This is a genomic window from Paenibacillus macquariensis, from assembly GCF_900156375.1.
GTDB classification, from domain to species: Bacteria; Bacillota; Bacilli; order Paenibacillales; family Paenibacillaceae; genus Paenibacillus_AQ; species Paenibacillus_AQ macquariensis.
The window spans coordinates 119,334-135,656 of sequence record NZ_FTNK01000003.1 but is presented as its reverse complement, the minus strand read 5'-3'; the positions used below and the strand labels follow the sequence as shown (position 1 = coordinate 135,656).

Annotated in this window: 15 protein-coding genes; 6 read left to right on the top strand and 9 right to left on the bottom strand. The window is 42.4% G+C overall.

Going from position 1 to position 16,323, the window contains the following annotated elements; all coding sequences use genetic code 11:
• Nucleotides 1-229 precede the first annotated feature (229 nt).
• The 4 genes from BW961_RS06360 to BW961_RS06345 all read left to right on the top strand — a co-directional run bounded on the left by BW961_RS06360 (nucleotide 230) and on the right by BW961_RS06345 (nucleotide 3,681).
• The gene (locus tag BW961_RS06360; RefSeq protein WP_068582279.1) at nucleotides 230-922 is read left to right on the top strand and encodes a hypothetical protein; all 693 of its coding nucleotides are present in this window, start codon (nucleotides 230-232) and stop codon (nucleotides 920-922) included.
• 392 nt (nucleotides 923-1,314) lie between these two features.
• On the top strand, nucleotides 1,315-1,569 hold the full coding sequence (locus tag BW961_RS06355) for a FeoA family protein (RefSeq protein ID WP_068582276.1): 255 nt from the start codon (nucleotides 1,315-1,317) through the stop codon (nucleotides 1,567-1,569).
• Nucleotides 1,566-2,291 (top strand): FeoB small GTPase domain-containing protein, encoded by a 726-nt coding sequence (locus tag BW961_RS06350; protein ID WP_068582272.1) that lies wholly within the window; start codon nucleotides 1,566-1,568, stop codon nucleotides 2,289-2,291. The genes BW961_RS06355 and BW961_RS06350 overlap by 4 nt, the downstream gene beginning before the upstream one ends.
• Nucleotides 2,275-3,681 (top strand): nucleoside recognition domain-containing protein, encoded by a 1,407-nt coding sequence (locus tag BW961_RS06345; protein WP_068582271.1) that lies wholly within the window; start codon nucleotides 2,275-2,277, stop codon nucleotides 3,679-3,681. Before BW961_RS06350 ends, BW961_RS06345 begins: the two co-directional genes overlap by 17 nt.
• A gap of 76 nt (nucleotides 3,682-3,757) precedes the next feature.
• On the opposite strand, the gene BW961_RS06340 is transcribed toward BW961_RS06345, so the two are convergent.
• Both BW961_RS06340 and BW961_RS06335 read right to left on the bottom strand, forming a co-directional pair.
• Nucleotides 3,758-4,591 carry an alpha/beta fold hydrolase gene (locus tag BW961_RS06340; protein ID WP_068582268.1) on the bottom strand — a complete coding sequence of 278 codons (834 nt, stop codon included), beginning with the start codon at nucleotides 4,589-4,591 and terminating at the stop codon, nucleotides 3,758-3,760.
• Between the two features lie 79 nt (nucleotides 4,592-4,670).
• Complete coding sequence (locus tag BW961_RS06335; RefSeq protein WP_068582265.1) at nucleotides 4,671-6,083, bottom strand: aminotransferase-like domain-containing protein; 1,413 nt, start codon at nucleotides 6,081-6,083, stop codon at nucleotides 4,671-4,673.
• A 152-nt stretch (nucleotides 6,084-6,235) separates the two neighbouring features.
• Here BW961_RS06335 and BW961_RS06330 point away from each other — a divergent pair, with 152 nt between their 5' ends.
• Nucleotides 6,236-7,147 carry a DMT family transporter gene (locus BW961_RS06330; RefSeq protein WP_068582262.1) on the top strand — a complete coding sequence of 304 codons (912 nt, stop codon included), beginning with the start codon at nucleotides 6,236-6,238 and terminating at the stop codon, nucleotides 7,145-7,147.
• Between the two features lie 125 nt (nucleotides 7,148-7,272).
• On the opposite strand, the gene BW961_RS06325 is transcribed toward BW961_RS06330, so the two are convergent.
• A complete protein-coding gene (locus BW961_RS06325; RefSeq protein ID WP_068582259.1) occupies nucleotides 7,273-7,641 on the bottom strand; it encodes a hypothetical protein in 369 nt (122 codons plus the stop codon).
• Between the two features lie 183 nt (nucleotides 7,642-7,824).
• Entirely contained in the window at nucleotides 7,825-8,871 is a 1,047-nt protein-coding gene (locus BW961_RS06320) for a 2,3-butanediol dehydrogenase (RefSeq protein WP_068582256.1), read from the bottom strand.
• Nucleotides 8,872-9,108: 237 nt separating this feature from the next.
• On the opposite strand from BW961_RS06320, the gene BW961_RS06315 reads away from it, so the two are divergent.
• Complete coding sequence (locus tag BW961_RS06315) at nucleotides 9,109-10,137, top strand: LacI family DNA-binding transcriptional regulator (RefSeq protein WP_068582253.1); 1,029 nt, start codon at nucleotides 9,109-9,111, stop codon at nucleotides 10,135-10,137.
• A gap of 102 nt (nucleotides 10,138-10,239) precedes the next feature.
• On the opposite strand, the gene BW961_RS06310 is transcribed toward BW961_RS06315, so the two are convergent.
• The 5 genes from BW961_RS06310 to BW961_RS06290 all read right to left on the bottom strand — a co-directional run bounded on the left by BW961_RS06310 (nucleotide 10,240) and on the right by BW961_RS06290 (nucleotide 16,138).
• Nucleotides 10,240-10,497, bottom strand: a complete 258-nt coding sequence (locus tag BW961_RS06310) for a hypothetical protein (RefSeq protein WP_068582250.1) — start codon at nucleotides 10,495-10,497, stop codon at nucleotides 10,240-10,242.
• A gap of 367 nt (nucleotides 10,498-10,864) precedes the next feature.
• Entirely contained in the window at nucleotides 10,865-13,060 is a 2,196-nt protein-coding gene (locus BW961_RS06305; RefSeq protein ID WP_068582247.1) for an alpha-galactosidase, read from the bottom strand.
• Between the two features lie 9 nt (nucleotides 13,061-13,069).
• The gene (locus tag BW961_RS06300) at nucleotides 13,070-13,876 is read right to left on the bottom strand and encodes a carbohydrate ABC transporter permease (RefSeq protein ID WP_068582245.1); all 807 of its coding nucleotides are present in this window, start codon (nucleotides 13,874-13,876) and stop codon (nucleotides 13,070-13,072) included.
• A gap of 1 nt (nucleotide 13,877) precedes the next feature.
• Nucleotides 13,878-14,747 carry a carbohydrate ABC transporter permease gene (locus BW961_RS06295; protein WP_068582328.1) on the bottom strand — a complete coding sequence of 290 codons (870 nt, stop codon included), beginning with the start codon at nucleotides 14,745-14,747 and terminating at the stop codon, nucleotides 13,878-13,880.
• A gap of 104 nt (nucleotides 14,748-14,851) precedes the next feature.
• A complete protein-coding gene (locus BW961_RS06290) occupies nucleotides 14,852-16,138 on the bottom strand; it encodes an ABC transporter substrate-binding protein (RefSeq protein WP_068582243.1) in 1,287 nt (428 codons plus the stop codon).
• Nucleotides 16,139-16,323 lie beyond the last annotated feature (185 nt).

Here is a 16,323-nt window from a genome sequence, read left to right as displayed (position 1 = left end):
CTAAAGCCAATGGAAGCACTGGCAACTAAACTCTGCTAAAAACTAGATTTATTTCCTTAACTTTACGAAGACAACCCTCTCTCAAGTGTGAACTTGGAGAGGGTTTTAAAATACTTGTTCAGAATCGCCAACGCGAGCCTTGTAAAAATATAAAGACTATTCAATCATCAGCACTATTCCTAGCAATACCTAGCATAAATCAAAAATTCACAAAGAGAAGGGACTGCTTATGAACAAAAAAAACATCAAATGGCTTAGCATCAGCTTACTTACATTCATTTTTTTACTTGCTCTACCTTTGGCCACTTTCGCAGCAAGTACAGCCACTGAATCCGATCTAGTCATCAAGTATGATTGTTCATCGACAGCTACCCAACAAATCTGGAAAATCAAAAACCCCACTTCCTCCGACTATAACAGCAGTTGGCCCAATGGTGGATACTGGATTGCCAAAAATGCTAAAGGGAATGTAGTAAAGGATCAGTGGTTACCTAACATTGCTGCTGGTGGCGAAACCACCCTTGTGTTCGATATCACGGAATGGGGAACGTATTCCGGTCAGAACATCCCTACTAGCTTAACCATAGCCGATAAAGACTATAAGTCACTTCAATCTAAACCTGCCGTGTGTGAGGTTGAGAAGAAGATAACTATTCAATTCGATAAGATAGACGGTAGCAAACGGTATTTTACCGTAACGAATACGACAGATAATGATTATAATGGCCAGTGGTATGCTTTTGTTAAAAATGGATCTTATGCTAATGATGGATCTATCGTAATTCCTAATGATGGCCAGCCTCATCAATTAATTGTAAATTATTGGGATGCTCCTGATTCACTTACCAAGCTGATCCTTTCCGCCCCGGATTCCGGATGGTTGGGCGCAAATAAACCTCCTCTTGCAGTGTGGATCCCTTAGACATCTATTCGATATAAATCCCTAAAATAAAAAGAAGCTGGCATCGATATTCCATCGATGTCAGCTTTTTCATTTATTAGGATATCGTCACACCCGATCGACTTCTCCCACCAGAAGAAATAATTCCCCTTTCCAATCGAGGTTCACCATCAAATCAATTCATACTCTTCTGCATGTATGTTTTCTGAACACTTCTGGAGAACAATTAATAAGATATCGATGTAATCGCCTAAGCGGTTGGATAACTTTTAATATAATAAATTTTGCCTTTGTGCAACATTATTGTTGCAGGGACAAATTCATTCGCATATACTAATATTGTGGTGTAGAACAAAATATTATCCCTCACGCAAGATATAACGCATCAACCATAGATGAAAGAAGGAGAACTTATGACTGAAACGATTATTCCATTATCTGAAGCCAAGAACGGCAGCATACTGTGCATCAGCGCCATCGAAGTACAGGGTGTTCTAAGAAGAAGATTACTTGACCTTGGATTTGTCGTCGGAAATATCGTAGAAGTATTACGGCGTAGTCCACTGGGAGACCCTACTGCATTTCGAGTAAGTAACACGACCATTGCCCTACGGAGAGAAGAAAGCTCAATGATTTATGGAGAATTAATCGGAGGTGTAGAAGCATGAGTCATTATACTGTCGCCTTTGCAGGCAATCCTAATACGGGAAAAAGCACACTGTTTAACCTATTAACCGGGATGCGTCAGCATACAGGCAACTGGGCAGGCAAGACAGTCATTACCGCCGAAGGCGAGTTCACTCACAACAACCATATGTACCGTGCAGTTGATCTCCCAGGTACATACTCGTTATATTCCAACTCCGCCGATGAAGAGGCTGCTAGAGATTACATTATATTTGAACAACCGGATGTGACACTTGTCGTTCTTGATGCGACTTCCCTAGAACGCAATCTCAACCTCGCACTACAGGTTCTAGAGATTACTGGGAGAGCGGTTGTCTGCATCAACTTGATTGATGAAGCTCGTAGACTCGGTATTGATATCAACCTGAAGGCCATTTCGAAACGGTTAGGGGTCCCTGTTGTAGCGATTTCTGCCCGTAATAAAATAGGAATTGAAGCGTTATTAGATCAAGTAGAACGTGTGGCTACTGGTGCTTTCATAACAGATCCGATGCGAATCATTTACAACGATGAGATCGAACGAGGTATTGCAGAGCTCACCCCAATGGTTGAGCAAATGATCGGTTCTAAGTATCCGGCGCGATGGATTGCACTACGCCTGTTGGACGGTGACGATAGTCTACTTGCCTCTCTCAAAGAGAACATCAAGAGTAAAGAAGTACCTGAAGCAAAGGAGGTTATCGGCTATGGAGTCACATGTTAGTAAAGGATCCGATTCTCTAGACTCCCTGCTGTCAGTAGCGAAGAAGCTTGCGGATGGCGGCGCAATAAGAGATGAAATTGTCAGCGGCATTTACGGTGTATCTGCAAGTATCTGCAGTGATGCTGTAACTTACCGTGATAAGAAGAAACTTAACAGTACCTACAAGTTGGATAATATCGTTACTTCTAAAATATGGGGATTCCCTATTATGCTCTTGATCCTCGGCATCGTATTCTGGATTACAATTGCCGGAGCTAATTATCCTTCGAGCTGGCTTGCTTCCCTCTTCGGAGTACTTGAAGGCTATCTAACAGCCGGATTTCAAGCAGTCCACGCACCGGATTGGTTGCATGGCGTACTAGTACTAGGGCTATATCGGGGGACTTCATGGGTCATTAGTGTCATGCTTCCACCGATGATGATATTCTTCCCTGTATTCGCACTGCTGGAGAATTTCGGCTATCTTCCTCGCGTTGCCTTTAATATGGACCGATTATTCAAGAAATCTGGGGGTCATGGCAAACAGGCTTTGACCATGTCGATGGGCTTCGGCTGTAATGCCGCAGCTATCCTCTCCACACGCATTATTGAATCACCTCGTGAACGGATGTTGGCAATTCTAACTAATAATTTCGTACCTTGTAACGGGCGCTGGCCTACTTTGATTCTGTTGTCCTCCTTATTCATGACAGGAGCAGCTTCTACGGGAGCGTTCAAGACACTTACGACAGCCTCCGTGCTGATGGGCATGGTACTGATTGGCATTGTCGTTACACTCAGTGTTTCATGGGTGATGTCTAAAACTGCACTACGTGGCGTTCCTACACATTACACACTGGAGCTTCCACCCTATCGCCGTCCGCAGATTTGGAGAACGATCCTTATTTCCTCTAAGGATAAATCCCTAAATGTTCTTACTCGGGCTATCGTCGTAGCTGCTCCGGCAGGGATTATCACATGGGTGTTAGGCAATACATTCATTGGGGGCGAAAGTGTCCTGAATCACATGGCTGCTTTCTTCGATCCATTCGCTCATATGCTCGGCATGGATGGTTATATTATTATGGCCTTTATCCTGGGATTACCAGCGAATGAAATCGTACTACCGATTCTACTCATGGGCTATATGTCCTCTGGAGCCATGGTCGATATTGACAGCCTTGGCAGTATCAAAGATGTATTCCTGAATCACGGTTGGACCTGGCTGACCGCGCTTAATATGATGTTGTTCTCACTACTACATTATCCTTGCGGTACGACGCTTGTAAATATCTATAAAGAAACGAAAAGCATGAAATGGGCTGTATTGTCAGCCGTGATTCCACTTGCTATCGCCCTCGGCGTAACCTATACTGTTGCGCAGCTTGCTAGAATCTTTGGCTGGGTATAAATATATCGACATTATACAATGCAAGAAAGGATGGCAGAATTGCCATCCTTTCTTGTTGAATCCTATTTTCTTTCTATTAAATAATGTGCTTGAAATAATTCATAAGTGCTTCTTTGACTTGTTGTCTCGGTTCAAAAACGTCATGACCAGCTTGTTGTACTCGTACTACTTCATGGTTATATTGTTGGTATACTTTTATTTGTTCATCGCTCAAAAGGGAACCTTCTTCATTTCCTTTTAGAATCAATATTTTGCCTTTTATATTGTTCAATGCGGATGAAAGGTCATAATCATTAGATTCAAGTTGAAGCCTAAGAGGAAATTCCTTCAAATATCTATTTTGTACTATTCCTGCTTTTTCAACATAAAAGTCTTCTATTCTGGCATCGAAATCTTCTCTACTTAAATTCTCGGTTAATATCATTGCCTTATATAGGCTATCCCAAGAATCATACAATTCATAGGAATTCACCATTCTTGCTGCCCAGTCTTCATTTAACATCGTGTAATATGCTGGATAATCACCAATTATCATCCCTTGAACATGATCAGGATTTCGTAAAGCGTATTGTAGAGCATAGGCTACACCTCTTGAATATGCGATAAAATGAGCTTTGCTGATTCCTAAATGCATCATTACAGCCTCAATATCCATAGCCATATGTTGCAATGAAAATCCTTTTTCGGGCATACCACTTTCGCCACAGCCTCTAATGTCTATTGCAACAACGTGCCTCGGATTCTCATTTCGCTCAGAAGATAGTTCGTCACCGATCCATTTATACATTCTTGCATTAGATAGGTTGCCATGTATACAGATTACAGGAAGCTCATCACACCGTTTCTTTGGTTTCCACTCCAGAAAGTGAATTTGAAAACCTTCATAACTTTCTAAGAAATTGCTCTGCATTAACACTAACCCTCCCTCGTTATACTTTTCCAAGAATTATATTACAAATCTTGGATTTTGCAATGAATAGTTACATCGATTACAAAGTCCGCGACAACGCCGTCAATCGCTGCATCCCTTCACGTAAGTCGATCTCATTTGCAAAGGAAAAGCTGAGACGAATCCATGATTTCAACTCTCCCAACGGATCACAGATCTCTCCCGGGACAAAGCTGATTGACTGCTCTATGCTTTTTCTAAAAAGTATCTCTGCCGACATATCTTCCGGCAACTTAACCCACAGATTGAGCCCGCCCTTCGGAGCCGTCCATTCCCATCCTGCTAAAGCGAGCTCTTCCTCCATAATCTCTTTATGTACCTGAAGTGCAATACGCAACTTGTCTAGATGCCGTTGTAGTCGTGGCGAAGTGTAATAATGGAGAAATATCTTCTGATTGAGTTGCGGAGTCCCGTTATCCGCCAACGACTTGGCCTTGATTAACTGCTCCATGAATGGATACCGGCAGGCTACAGCACAAATTCGCAAGCCCGGAGCAATGTACTTACTGAAGCTACTAATGTAGACTACCCAGCCCTCTGTGTCATAAGCGAATAGTGGTAGTGGTGGCTCCTCTTCGAAATACATATCCCGGAATGGATCATCCTCCACTAGCAGACAGTGATAGCGCTCCGCTAATTCCACCAGTAATTTACGCTGCCACGCCGGAACCGTATATCCCGTAGGATTGTGATGGGTCGGATTCATATAGAACATACGTGGCTTATGTTCACGCATTAGCGCTTCCACTTCCTCGAGGTCATATCCTTCAGGCGTGATCAGAATTGGAATAAGCCGCGCTCCTTGCCTACGAAATATATCCATCGCTATGCTGTATGTCGGACGTTCAATTAACACCGTATCCATAGGCCCGAGCATCATCTGAGCGATCAGATTAATGGCCTGCTGAGCACCCGAAGTAATCAACAATTCCTCTGATGATAATTGCAAGCGATGATGCTCCCTGAAATGTTGGCTGAGCGACTCCCTTAGCTCATCATCGCCCTGTATACTGGCATACGTTCCCATAACCTTAGGGTATAGATCGAACACTTTCTTAACATAATCCGATAAATATATATTTGGTAACAGATTGGGATCAATCAATGCCTGTGAGAACTGGTACTTCGCTTGGATTCGATGAATATCGGATAACGAATTGGATATTGTATAGGAAGAAACGAATGCACCCTCTTCCACCTCACCGGAAAGCGTGCCGTCCGCCGACACGTAATAACCCGATTTATCCTTAACATATACTTTACCTTCCTCAGTCAGCAGTCTATATGCTTTAAATACTGTCAATCTGTGGACTTTGAGTTCTTCAGCAAGCAGCCTTATCGACGGTAATTTGTCATCCGTCTTCCATTCGCCCCGCTCCATACGATTCAAGATGTTGTCATACACTTGTCGGAACAACGGGCTACTTTGCGGAACACCCTTCACCTTTTTCATTTGTCTACAACACCTCATTTTGAAATAACCTATTTACATTATTGTACACGCAAACCATCACAATCTGTTCTGTCATATACAATCTGTTCTGTCACATCCCCTATATGATTAACGAAATACATTCAATGAATGACATCAAAGGGGAAATGAACATGATTCTTGTAGCTTATGCACTTGTATGTCTAATATTTGGGACGACCTTTCTCGCAATCAAAATCGGAGTAGATGCCGGCGCACCTCCATTCTTCTCAGCAGGACTGAGATTTTTCCTAGCTGGTACTATTCTGTTCCTATGGATGGTATGGAAACGCAAGGCAAGCTTCTCCCTGCTGTTGCGTAAAGAGATGCTATTTACCGGAGCAACATTGACGTTTGGTACCTTTACTGCGCTATACTGGGCCGAGCAATATGTATCTTCCGGACTCGCTGCCGTGCTATCCGCTACAGGACCGATGATGATATTAATACTACAAACGACTTTTCTTCGTCAAAAAGCTCCCGTACACTCGCTATACGGTTGCATTATTGGCTTCATCGGTGTGTTGCTACTCGTCTTGCCCAATCTTTCGATGGACGTCTCTACATTGTGGCTTATCGGTTGTGTCGCCATACTGATCGGGGAATTCGCTTATGCAACAGGTGCACTCTATTCTAAAAAAGTAATCAATAGCATGTCCGAAGTCTCGCCGATCGCAATGAATGCAGCCCAAATGATGTATGGCGGAGCGATGATGTTCATTCTATCTTTGTTCACTGAAGATGTGCATCCTGCATTTCTTCTATCATTCCAGACCGCAGGTTCCCTACTCTACCTGATCGTGATCGGTTCTATGGTCGGACATACCCTGTTCTATTGGCTCGTAGCCAAGACGAATCCTGTCTTCCCTTCCACCTGGCTATATATTTCTCCTCCGATTGCGGTTGGGGTAGGTGTACTCTTTTATCATGAGACCGTCTCTTGGATCACGCTTCTTGGTGTAATTACGATCATTACTGGAACGGTCCTTGTGAACGCAGGCGCATTGAGGCAGTTGATATTAAAGCGTAGGTTCAGAGAGAGTTGATTCAATAGATATATAAAATGACGTATTCTATAGGGAAAAGGCATCCCCACGGTTTAGAGAACCATGAGATGCCTTCATAGAATATCGTTATCTATTATGCCTTTTATAAGTTGATCCTCTATCTACTAATGATTATTCTTCAAAAATAGTAATGCTTCTTCATAACTCTCCCAATGTGATTCGGTACTATGTAATGCTTCTTTTGCCGTACGTTTCAGCTGCATTTTTGCTATAGCCCCAGCTACAATAACCGCAGCCCGCTTCATTCCGTAATCCATCAATGCTTTTTGATGCTCCACAAGTTTCCCTTGAGATTCAGGCATAAATGCTTTTACTGTTCTCATATCAACGATGACGTCAAAACTCCCCCCAAGCTCTTGAGAGAACGTCTGCACTTCTTTCGTGACTCTATCGAAATCTTCTGGCTTCGCTCTCGGATCCCATACAATTTCAATTATTTTAGCTGTACGATCTAGTATTGTGGCTGTCGACATACATATCCTCCTAAAGTTATTATTTATTCTGTGAATTGCAGATATATATTAGTCGAGTATACCAGTAAGGCCTGTTAATGAATAGGACAAAATGCCTACAATAAAGAATTAAAAAAAGCGAAACCAGTTGTCTGGCTTCGCCTTTTCCTATTGGTTGCTTTAAACAGTTTTAGAAGCTGTTACTTAAGCTTTCACAAGGATTTTCACATGATTCTTCTCTTTCAGAAGCGCTTCAAATCCTTCTTCAATAACATCATCAAGCTTAATTCGTTTCGTTACAAGTTTCTCAGCGGAGAAGTAGCCTTGATCCATCAAGCTAATAACAGCAGGGAATACGTTGCGATAACCGATAATTCCTTTGATGGTGCGTTCCATCATCACGATGTTATTTGGTTTAATAGATGCTTCTTTCTCGAAAATGCTGACAATCATCAACTCGCCGCCAACTTTTGTCGAGTTAAGAGCCTGAGTAAGAACAGGAGGGACACCAGTAACTTCATAAGCGACGTCTGCACCGCCATTCGTGCGTTTGTGGATTTCTTCCACCACATCATATTCTTTAGGATCAATGACGATTGCGCCCAGTTCAGTCGCCTTTTTCTTGCGTTCTTCGGACAGCTCAACAGCATAAATCTCTGATGCGCCTGAAGCTTTCAACGCTTCAATAACGAGTAAGCCGATAGGACCTGCACCGAATACGACAGCTTTATCACCAACTTTGAGTTTACTTTGACGAACGGCATGGAGTGCAACGGCAGAAGGTTCTACAAGTGCACCTTGCTCATAAGAGACGCTCTCTGGAATCTTGTGGACCATATATTCTTCAGCAGCCACGTATTCGGAGAAACCACCGCCACCTCCTGCAAGACCTAGGAAGCCCATTGTCGAGCAAAGGTTATAATACCCTCCCTTACAAGCATCACATTTACCGCATGAATAGATAGGTTCTACAACGACACGATCGCCAACATTCACTTTGGTTACACCAACGCCCACCTCTACAACTTTTCCGGAGAATTCATGCCCCATAACGATAGGTGCTTTTTCTCCAGTGATTGGATGTGGGGCACCCTCTGGAATGAAGATTGGACCTGCTGTATATTCGTGCAAGTCGCTGCCGCAAATACCGCACCATTCGACCTTAATTTTCACTTTACCTGGTAGAGCGATTGGTTCTTCAATGTTCTCTAAACGCAAATCTTTCAAGCCATGCCATCTTAATGCTTTCATATGTGTCATCTCCCTAGTCATGTAGAATTACGAATAAGACGCTAATAATTACGGAAATAAAATAATTAATTCGGAAACGTTTCCACGACTATTATGTCACTATATCGACACATAGTCAATGTTAATGTCCTATAATAATGCCAATGTTCTTCCAATAAGCCGATTATGTTATAATTAATATGTAATTTATGTATACTATTGTGGAAACAATTTCATATCAGTTGGGAAGTGCCAAGATTGGGAACTTATAAAGTTACAATAGAAGATGTAGCTGCATTAGCAGGGGTTGGGATCGCCACCGTCTCTAGAGCTATTAATAATACGGACGGCATTAGTCCGAAGACAAAGGAAAAAGTGCTGGCTGCTGTCGAGGAGCTTGGATTTATTCCGAATTCATTTGCTCAGAACTTGAAGTTTCGTCAGACCAAGCAGATTGCATTGGCTGTTCCTGATATTCGTAATGCCTTCATTCCGGAAATTGCCTATTCAGTCGAACAAGTAGCGAAGCATTATGGCTATCGTGTCGTTCAGATTAATACGTTAGGGAATATAAGATCAGAGCTAGAACTACTGCGTGATATGAAGAAACTTCATGTGGATGGTCTTATTATTCTACCGCTTGCTTATCCCAAAACTCTCAAGGACCTCATTAATAAAGCCAGCCTTCCGATCTCCATCATCAATTACGGGAAAACGTTAGATACCGATGTTAAGGCGGATATTGTAAGTCTCTCCACACCAGAGGGGAAGCTAGTCATGGAACATCTGATTAGCATTGGAAGAACGAGAATTGGTTATGCTGGTGCGCCAAAAGAAATCATTGAAGAGCGATTCTTTGCTTATGAGGATGCGCTAGATCAGATTGATCGATCATTAGTCTATTTCGGAGATGATTTCTCACTGCAGACAGGAGCTAAAGCAGCAGATTACTTTGTGAATCTAACGCATATGCCCGATGCCATCTATGCCGGAAATGATATGGTTGCTGTAGGCTTACTAAATCGATTCAAAGAATTAGGTATTCGCGTACCAGAAGATATCGCTATCGTCGGAGTCGATAACAATTTATTGTGTACAATCACAACTCCAAAGATCAGCTCAGTATCCATTATGGGCGCGGAAGTAGCCAAGGTGGCTACGGAGCTTCTGCTCCAACGTATAGAAGAGCAGAAGAAAGGTCTTTTTGAGAGGGTTCAGTTCGAGCCAAGACTGATCGTTAGAGAATCTAGCTTAAGTCGAACGCGTAGCACTCATCACATTGAATAGAGTGAACTTTCTTAAAAGTTACAAAAAGAGGCGTCGTATAGGTTAAATAAACTTATACGGCGCCTCTAGCTTTTTCGCATGTTGTAGTAGAACAAATTCAGACTAACGATACATCATGGAATTGTCATACATCCTAGAATTATTGTGCGTCATTCTTGAAGATTGGATATTATCACTTTCCTGCCCATGACAACTATTGTACATTTGCTCTAACTCAGAATCATTGAGGTTTGGATGCATTTCTTGCATGAACGGAAGCATCTCTCTTAAGGTTCCTGTTCCAACCTCAGCATAGGCTACAGTTCCAATACCCACAGATAAAATAACGGCTCCGATCACAGCTACAAATTTCGTTTTCATGTACTGACCTCCCTTTTCACTAACAATAGAATACTATTACCCCGTACCCCTATTGTCAGTGATGTAAGGCACAAACCCATCTTGCAATTTCTTCAAATTCAAAGGAGTATGATCTAGAATGAATAGATATTTCAGCTCTCCAACTCATTCATTAAACGTCATTCGCATCGTTGCCAAATGCGATAAATCCCTTTGGCTGAAAGCCTAATGTTTGAAGTCCAGTCCATTTATCAACACCTTTTGACTTATATCAATAATATTCTCAGATCCATACATATAGGTAACAATCGGTAATTTCTGCAAAATAGGGCTATCTTCAGATCACATCGCATCGCCATGTAAGAAGATAGCCCTAATCTATGTCATTCTATGCCTTCGTTACACGCTTGAAGTGCCAGCTCACACTTTGGAAATCACCTAGCGTAACCGGAATCTGTACACCCGCATGCATCAATGTATCTCCATGTAATGTCATACCTGTTGCTTGTTCCACGTATACGGTTGCCAGGTCTAAGCCTCTAAGCTTCAGACGACGCAACGGCTCCGCTGGCTCTGCTAATACCTTAATCCAGAAGACTAACGCTTCGTCTTGATCTTCTGACACGAACATCCATGCTGTCTCATTACCTTCAAACGGGCTGCTTAAGCGATAGAAATCCCCGTTAAACGTCAAGTGTCGTACATCTTTGCATTGCTTAATCTGCTGTTGAACAAGCATCTTCTCTGCTTCTGTCATCTTCGTCAAATCTAGCTCATAACCGAAATTACCTGACAATGCTACATCTCCACGCGTACTGAGTGGCGTATGCCGATGTACCTGATGATTCGGTACAGCAGTGACATGTGCGCCCATTGAGCTCACAGGATAGACTAAGCTAGTACCATATTGGATCTTCAGACGCTCAATCGCATCCGAGTTATCACTCGTCCACGTCTGCGGCATGTAATGCAACATACCTGGATCAAATCGTCCCCCACCGCCTGAGCAGCTCTCGAATAGAATATGTGGAAACCGTTCTGTGATCGTCTCCAAGACGTGATACAACCCTAGCATATATCGATGTGCTGTCTCCCGCTGGCGTTCTGGTGGTAGACCTGCCGATCCAATCTCTGTCATATTGCGATTCATATCCCACTTCACATAGCTGATTGGTGCAGAAGATAACACACCGCTTAATTTTTCAATTAAGGCATCACATACTTCTTGACGGGATAGATCCAAAATAAGTTGGAATCTTCCTTCAGTTCGACGACGATTCGGAATATGCAGGCACCAATCCGGATGAGCTTGATACAATTCGCTCTCCACAGAGACCATTTCCGGCTCCAGCCAGAGCCCGAATTTCAAATCTCGATCATTAAGCTCCTTCGCTAATCCAGCAAGTCCGTTCGGTAATTTACTGCGATTCTCGAACCAGTCCCCTAGGGATGTACGATCATTATCTCGCTTTCCAAACCAACCATCATCCAACACGAACAATTCAATCCCCATATCCTTGGCTTCATCCGCAAGACTCACAATCTTCTCTTCATTGAAGTCAAAATAGGTCGCTTCCCAGTTGTTCACAAGAATTGGACGGACTTGATCACGATATTGTCCACGAGCCAGACGTGTACGATATAGCTTGTGATACTGTCGAGACATCCCGCCTAATCCCTCATTCGAATAGACCATCACGACTTCTGGCGTCTGAAATGACTCTCCCGGCTCAAGGAGCCACTTGAAATCAAATGGATTGATTCCCATACTTACTCGCGTCGTCTGATGCTGATCTACTTCAACAGAAGCAAGAAAGTTTCCACTGTAGACGAAGCTAAATCCATATGCGTCCCCACGATCTTCTGTCGTGCTTGACTCAACCAAGGCTATAAATGGATTATGCTGATGACTACTTGAGCCTCGACGACTTTCAACGGATTGGATACCAGGAGCAAGAGAGTTACGATGTAGCCAGCGTTCCTTCGCCCATGCTCCCGATAACTGAATCCATTCTAACGATTGATGATGGAAATCCACACTCGCACTCAATGTACGGAGCAATTGAACCTTCTGCTCCCCTCGATTCACATAACGAACGGATCTTATGATGGCTCCGAGACTTTCATAAACGGTATAACTTAAGCATACTTCCATCTGAGAAATCGGATCAAGAAGCGTAATCTCCAGTGTAGTTGCTTCATCATCAGACTCTACGTAAGTCGCTGGAAGCCCCTCTAACCTGGATTTACCCGCAAACGTACGATGAGATTGATACAGTAGTTCCGCTGCAGTCGATCCATCCTTGAAGGACATCTGGTAGGCTGGCTGACGATAATCCGATGTTCCGTATCCTGGATATTCTTGTGCAACTACATCAAGCGAGAAATACGGCTCATTCGCATCCGTCATTGGAGAGAAAGGTCGTTCTATAATCGGTAGAAACTGTGTTAGATCTCCATCCGATATAGGCCGTCCCCAATACAAGTGAATCAAGTAACCACGATGATCGGCCTGAAATATATAACTGGTCGTTCTAGATTTCAAATGAAAAATACGTTTATTATCGTCATATACAATTCCCATATGATTTACCTAACCTTTCACAGCACCATCCGCTAGACCGCGAATGAAGTATTTTTGTAAGAATAAATAGAGAATCGTAACCGGTAACATCCCGATAACACATCCCGCAGCCACCCAGCTAATTTGGTTCTGGAACTGTGAGATAAACTGAGATAGAGCTACTGGAATCGTCTGTACAGATACTTTTTGTAAAAGGAAAATCGAGAATTGATAGTCATTCCATACATTGAGTCCCGTAAGAATAATAACCGTTGCCGTTATTGGCTTCAACAGCGGTAGAATGATTCGGAAGAAAATCATGAACTTGTTGCAACCATCGATCGATCCCGCCTCATCCAATTCTCTTGGAACCGAACTAATAAATCCGGTGAATAAGAAAATCGTCAATGGAAGCTGGAACGTCACTTGGGTTAGAATAGCTGCCCAGTACGTATTAATCCCACCCATATCCACAATCATCGAATATAGGGGTACGAGAATAGTCAATGCAGGAACAATCATACAAGAGATACATAACAAATAAATAAACTGATTCCACTTCGTCTGAAAACGCGATAATGGATAGGATGCTAATGCACCGATCAATACGATCAATACAACCGAAGACCCCGTAATAATGACATTATTGATCAGTGCCTGACTCAAATGAGCTTGATTCCAAGCGTTCACAAAGTTATCCATTGTCATATTCGTTGGGAATATCCACTTCGAGCTCGTATCCTCTGTTGGCTTCAACGCCATACCTAGTAAGATGTAGAATGGAATTAAGTGAACGATTCCTATTAAAGTTAAAATGCTATATTTTAACGTTCTCATATTAAATCTTCACCTCTTTCCGCTTCAAGAGAATCAGTGAGGTAATGCTGACAATCGCAATAAATAAGAACATGAAATTACCTAACGCTGCCGCATAACCTGCATCTTGTCTTGCAAAGTATAAATTATACATCATCGTGGACAAGGAAGAAGAAGCATACCCTGGTCCGCCGTTTGTCATCGCAACGATTACATCGAACAACTTCAGACCGCCAATGATGTTCAACACGACGTTAATCGTGATCGCAGGCATTAAGAGTGGAAGTGTGATGTTTTTGAATTGTGACCACCAGTTCGCCCCGTCAATAGAAGCAGCCTCATAGTAGTCCTTTGGAATAGACTGTAACCCCGCAACATAGATAGTCATCGCTACACCCATGAATTGGAACGTGTTAACAAATGTAATGATCCCTACTGCCCGTGGACCATTAGCTAGCCAGTCTACCGGCTGTGCGCCGAATAATGCCATGATATCATTGATAGCTCCACCATCAAATTGGAAGAAGAAGTACCAAATGTACCCCATAATTAATGAACTGATAATAACCGGTAAATATACGATCGTTCTTACGAGACCTTTAGCACGTAATTGCTGATCCAGGAATAACGCATAAGCAAGACCCAACACATTCTGAAGTAACGTACTGCCAAATCCATAAATCACGGTATTGCTCATCGTTGTCCATGTATTCTTATCCGTTAACATATTGATGTATTTCTCAAATCCTACATAGCTGAACTGCTGTGAATATCCATCCCAATTCGTAAAGGAAATGCGAATCCCCTCAATAAAAGGATAAAAAATAAATACGGCAAAAAAAAGTAACGCTGGGACGTACATGACGTTCAAAATCGTCGAGGAACCCCACATTTTCTTCTTCACTTACACCAACCCTTTCTCCTCGAACTTCAAAAGGCACCCAGGAACCTTATTTCAGCTCTCCTAGGTGCCTACTTTGAAGTTATTACTTCACATTATTTGTTTGCACTAAGACGTTCGAATTCTTTCTTCATGTTCTCGGAGTATTGTCTTGCATCAATACCACCTGCAAGAATGTCTTGTCCATTCTTACACAACACATCCCACATGCCGTTTGGCAAATACACACGGTCAAAGAAAGGAAGTACTGGCGTATCTTTGTATTTCTCATAGTAAGTTGTTAATTCACCTGCGTCGATTTTCACACTGCTAAGTCCTGGTGGTAATTGGTTCGATTTCGCCACAGCCGAAGTATTCTCAGCTTGCGCATAGTAAGCAACGAATTTCTTTGCAGCTTCGATGTTCTTAGAATCTTTCCATACACCCCAAGTTGTTTTCTCTCCTCCAGCAAAAGTTGGCGTATCGTTAGCTTGGATCGAAGGAATTGGCATAAGCCCTGCATTCAAGTTCGGATTAATGTTCTTTGCTTCTTCAATGAAATAAGGTCCGTAGAATCCGAATACTGCTTTTCCTTCTGCAAAAGCTTTAGCAGAGTCGCTGTATTTCGAAGTTAAAATGTCTTTATTGAAATAACCTTTATCATAAAAGTCTTTGAACATTTGCGGTAGTTCATCGAACTTCGTCCAATCAAATGTGCCGTCTAGTAACGCTTGTGCCGAATTCTGTTCCGCACTAATCAACATCGGTGTTGCCATGAAATCAAACCACTGTCCGATAGGCCATGCATCAGCTCCACCGATATGAATGGCAACTACTTTTCCATCACTCTTCGTCTTAATTACTTCAGCTGCAGCTAAGAACTCATCATACGTCTTAGGTACTTCTAATCCGTATTCTTTCAATAGATCAATGTTATACACCGGACCTGATTTATCCTGATCCATAGGAAGCACATAGAGCTTACCTGATTCATCCGTTACACTTGACTTAATAGAAGGATCTAAATCCGCCGCCCAAGCTTCTCCTGATAGATCAGCTAGATATTCACCATAACGATTCTTCGACCAACCATGTGTTGCGAAGACATCAGGCATATCCTTAGAGGCCATCTTGACCTTCATCGTATTCTCATAATCTTTCCCCGGTGCGCTGAACTCCACTTTAATCGTAGGATTGTCTGTCATAAATTTGTTCGCAATATCTTGAAGCACTGTCGCTTGCTCACCCACGACATTTGTAGAAACCGTTAGAGTAACGTTCTTATCTGCTTTACCATCTGCCGTATTAGAAGATTTATCTCCTTCTCCATTAGATCCACATGCCGTAAGTGCTGTAACTACAGCTAGCGTAAGACATGATATAGATAGCCATTTTTTCCTCATTTTTTGTTCCCCCTATAAAAAAATTGAATTATTTATATATTTAATATATCATCGGTGAACGCGCTTACACATGCCCTAAAACAACGATCTATCCGACCAAATCTACACACCCTATTCGAAATAGATAAACTACGTTATGCTGTCATAGCAATATATTAATTCCACTACACAGTAAAAAGAGGGTG

Bases quoted from the DNA above. Each gene is read 5' to 3' on its own strand.
- BW961_RS06360 (WP_068582279.1), top strand. From the start codon at position 230: ATGAACAAAAAAAACATCAAATGGCTTAGCATCAGCTTACTTACATTC.
- BW961_RS06355 (WP_068582276.1), top strand. From the start codon at position 1,315: ATGACTGAAACGATTATTCCATTATCTGAAGCCAAGAACGGCAGCATA.
- BW961_RS06350 (WP_068582272.1), top strand. From the start codon at position 1,566: ATGAGTCATTATACTGTCGCCTTTGCAGGCAATCCTAATACGGGAAAA.
- BW961_RS06345 (WP_068582271.1), top strand. From the start codon at position 2,275: ATGGAGTCACATGTTAGTAAAGGATCCGATTCTCTAGACTCCCTGCTG.
- BW961_RS06340 (WP_068582268.1), bottom strand. From the start codon at position 4,591: ATGCAGAGCAATTTCTTAGAAAGTTATGAAGGTTTTCAAATTCACTTT.
- BW961_RS06335 (WP_068582265.1), bottom strand. From the start codon at position 6,083: ATGAAAAAGGTGAAGGGTGTTCCGCAAAGTAGCCCGTTGTTCCGACAA.
- BW961_RS06330 (WP_068582262.1), top strand. From the start codon at position 6,236: ATGATTCTTGTAGCTTATGCACTTGTATGTCTAATATTTGGGACGACC.
- BW961_RS06325 (WP_068582259.1), bottom strand. From the start codon at position 7,641: ATGTCGACAGCCACAATACTAGATCGTACAGCTAAAATAATTGAAATT.
- BW961_RS06320 (WP_068582256.1), bottom strand. From the start codon at position 8,871: ATGAAAGCATTAAGATGGCATGGCTTGAAAGATTTGCGTTTAGAGAAC.
- BW961_RS06310 (WP_068582250.1), bottom strand. From the start codon at position 10,497: ATGAAAACGAAATTTGTAGCTGTGATCGGAGCCGTTATTTTATCTGTG.
- BW961_RS06305 (WP_068582247.1), bottom strand. From the start codon at position 13,060: ATGGGAATTGTATATGACGATAATAAACGTATTTTTCATTTGAAATCT.
- BW961_RS06300 (WP_068582245.1), bottom strand. From the start codon at position 13,876: ATGAGAACGTTAAAATATAGCATTTTAACTTTAATAGGAATCGTTCAC.
- BW961_RS06295 (WP_068582328.1), bottom strand. From the start codon at position 14,747: ATGTGGGGTTCCTCGACGATTTTGAACGTCATGTACGTCCCAGCGTTA.
- BW961_RS06290 (WP_068582243.1), bottom strand. From the start codon at position 16,138: ATGAGGAAAAAATGGCTATCTATATCATGTCTTACGCTAGCTGTAGTT.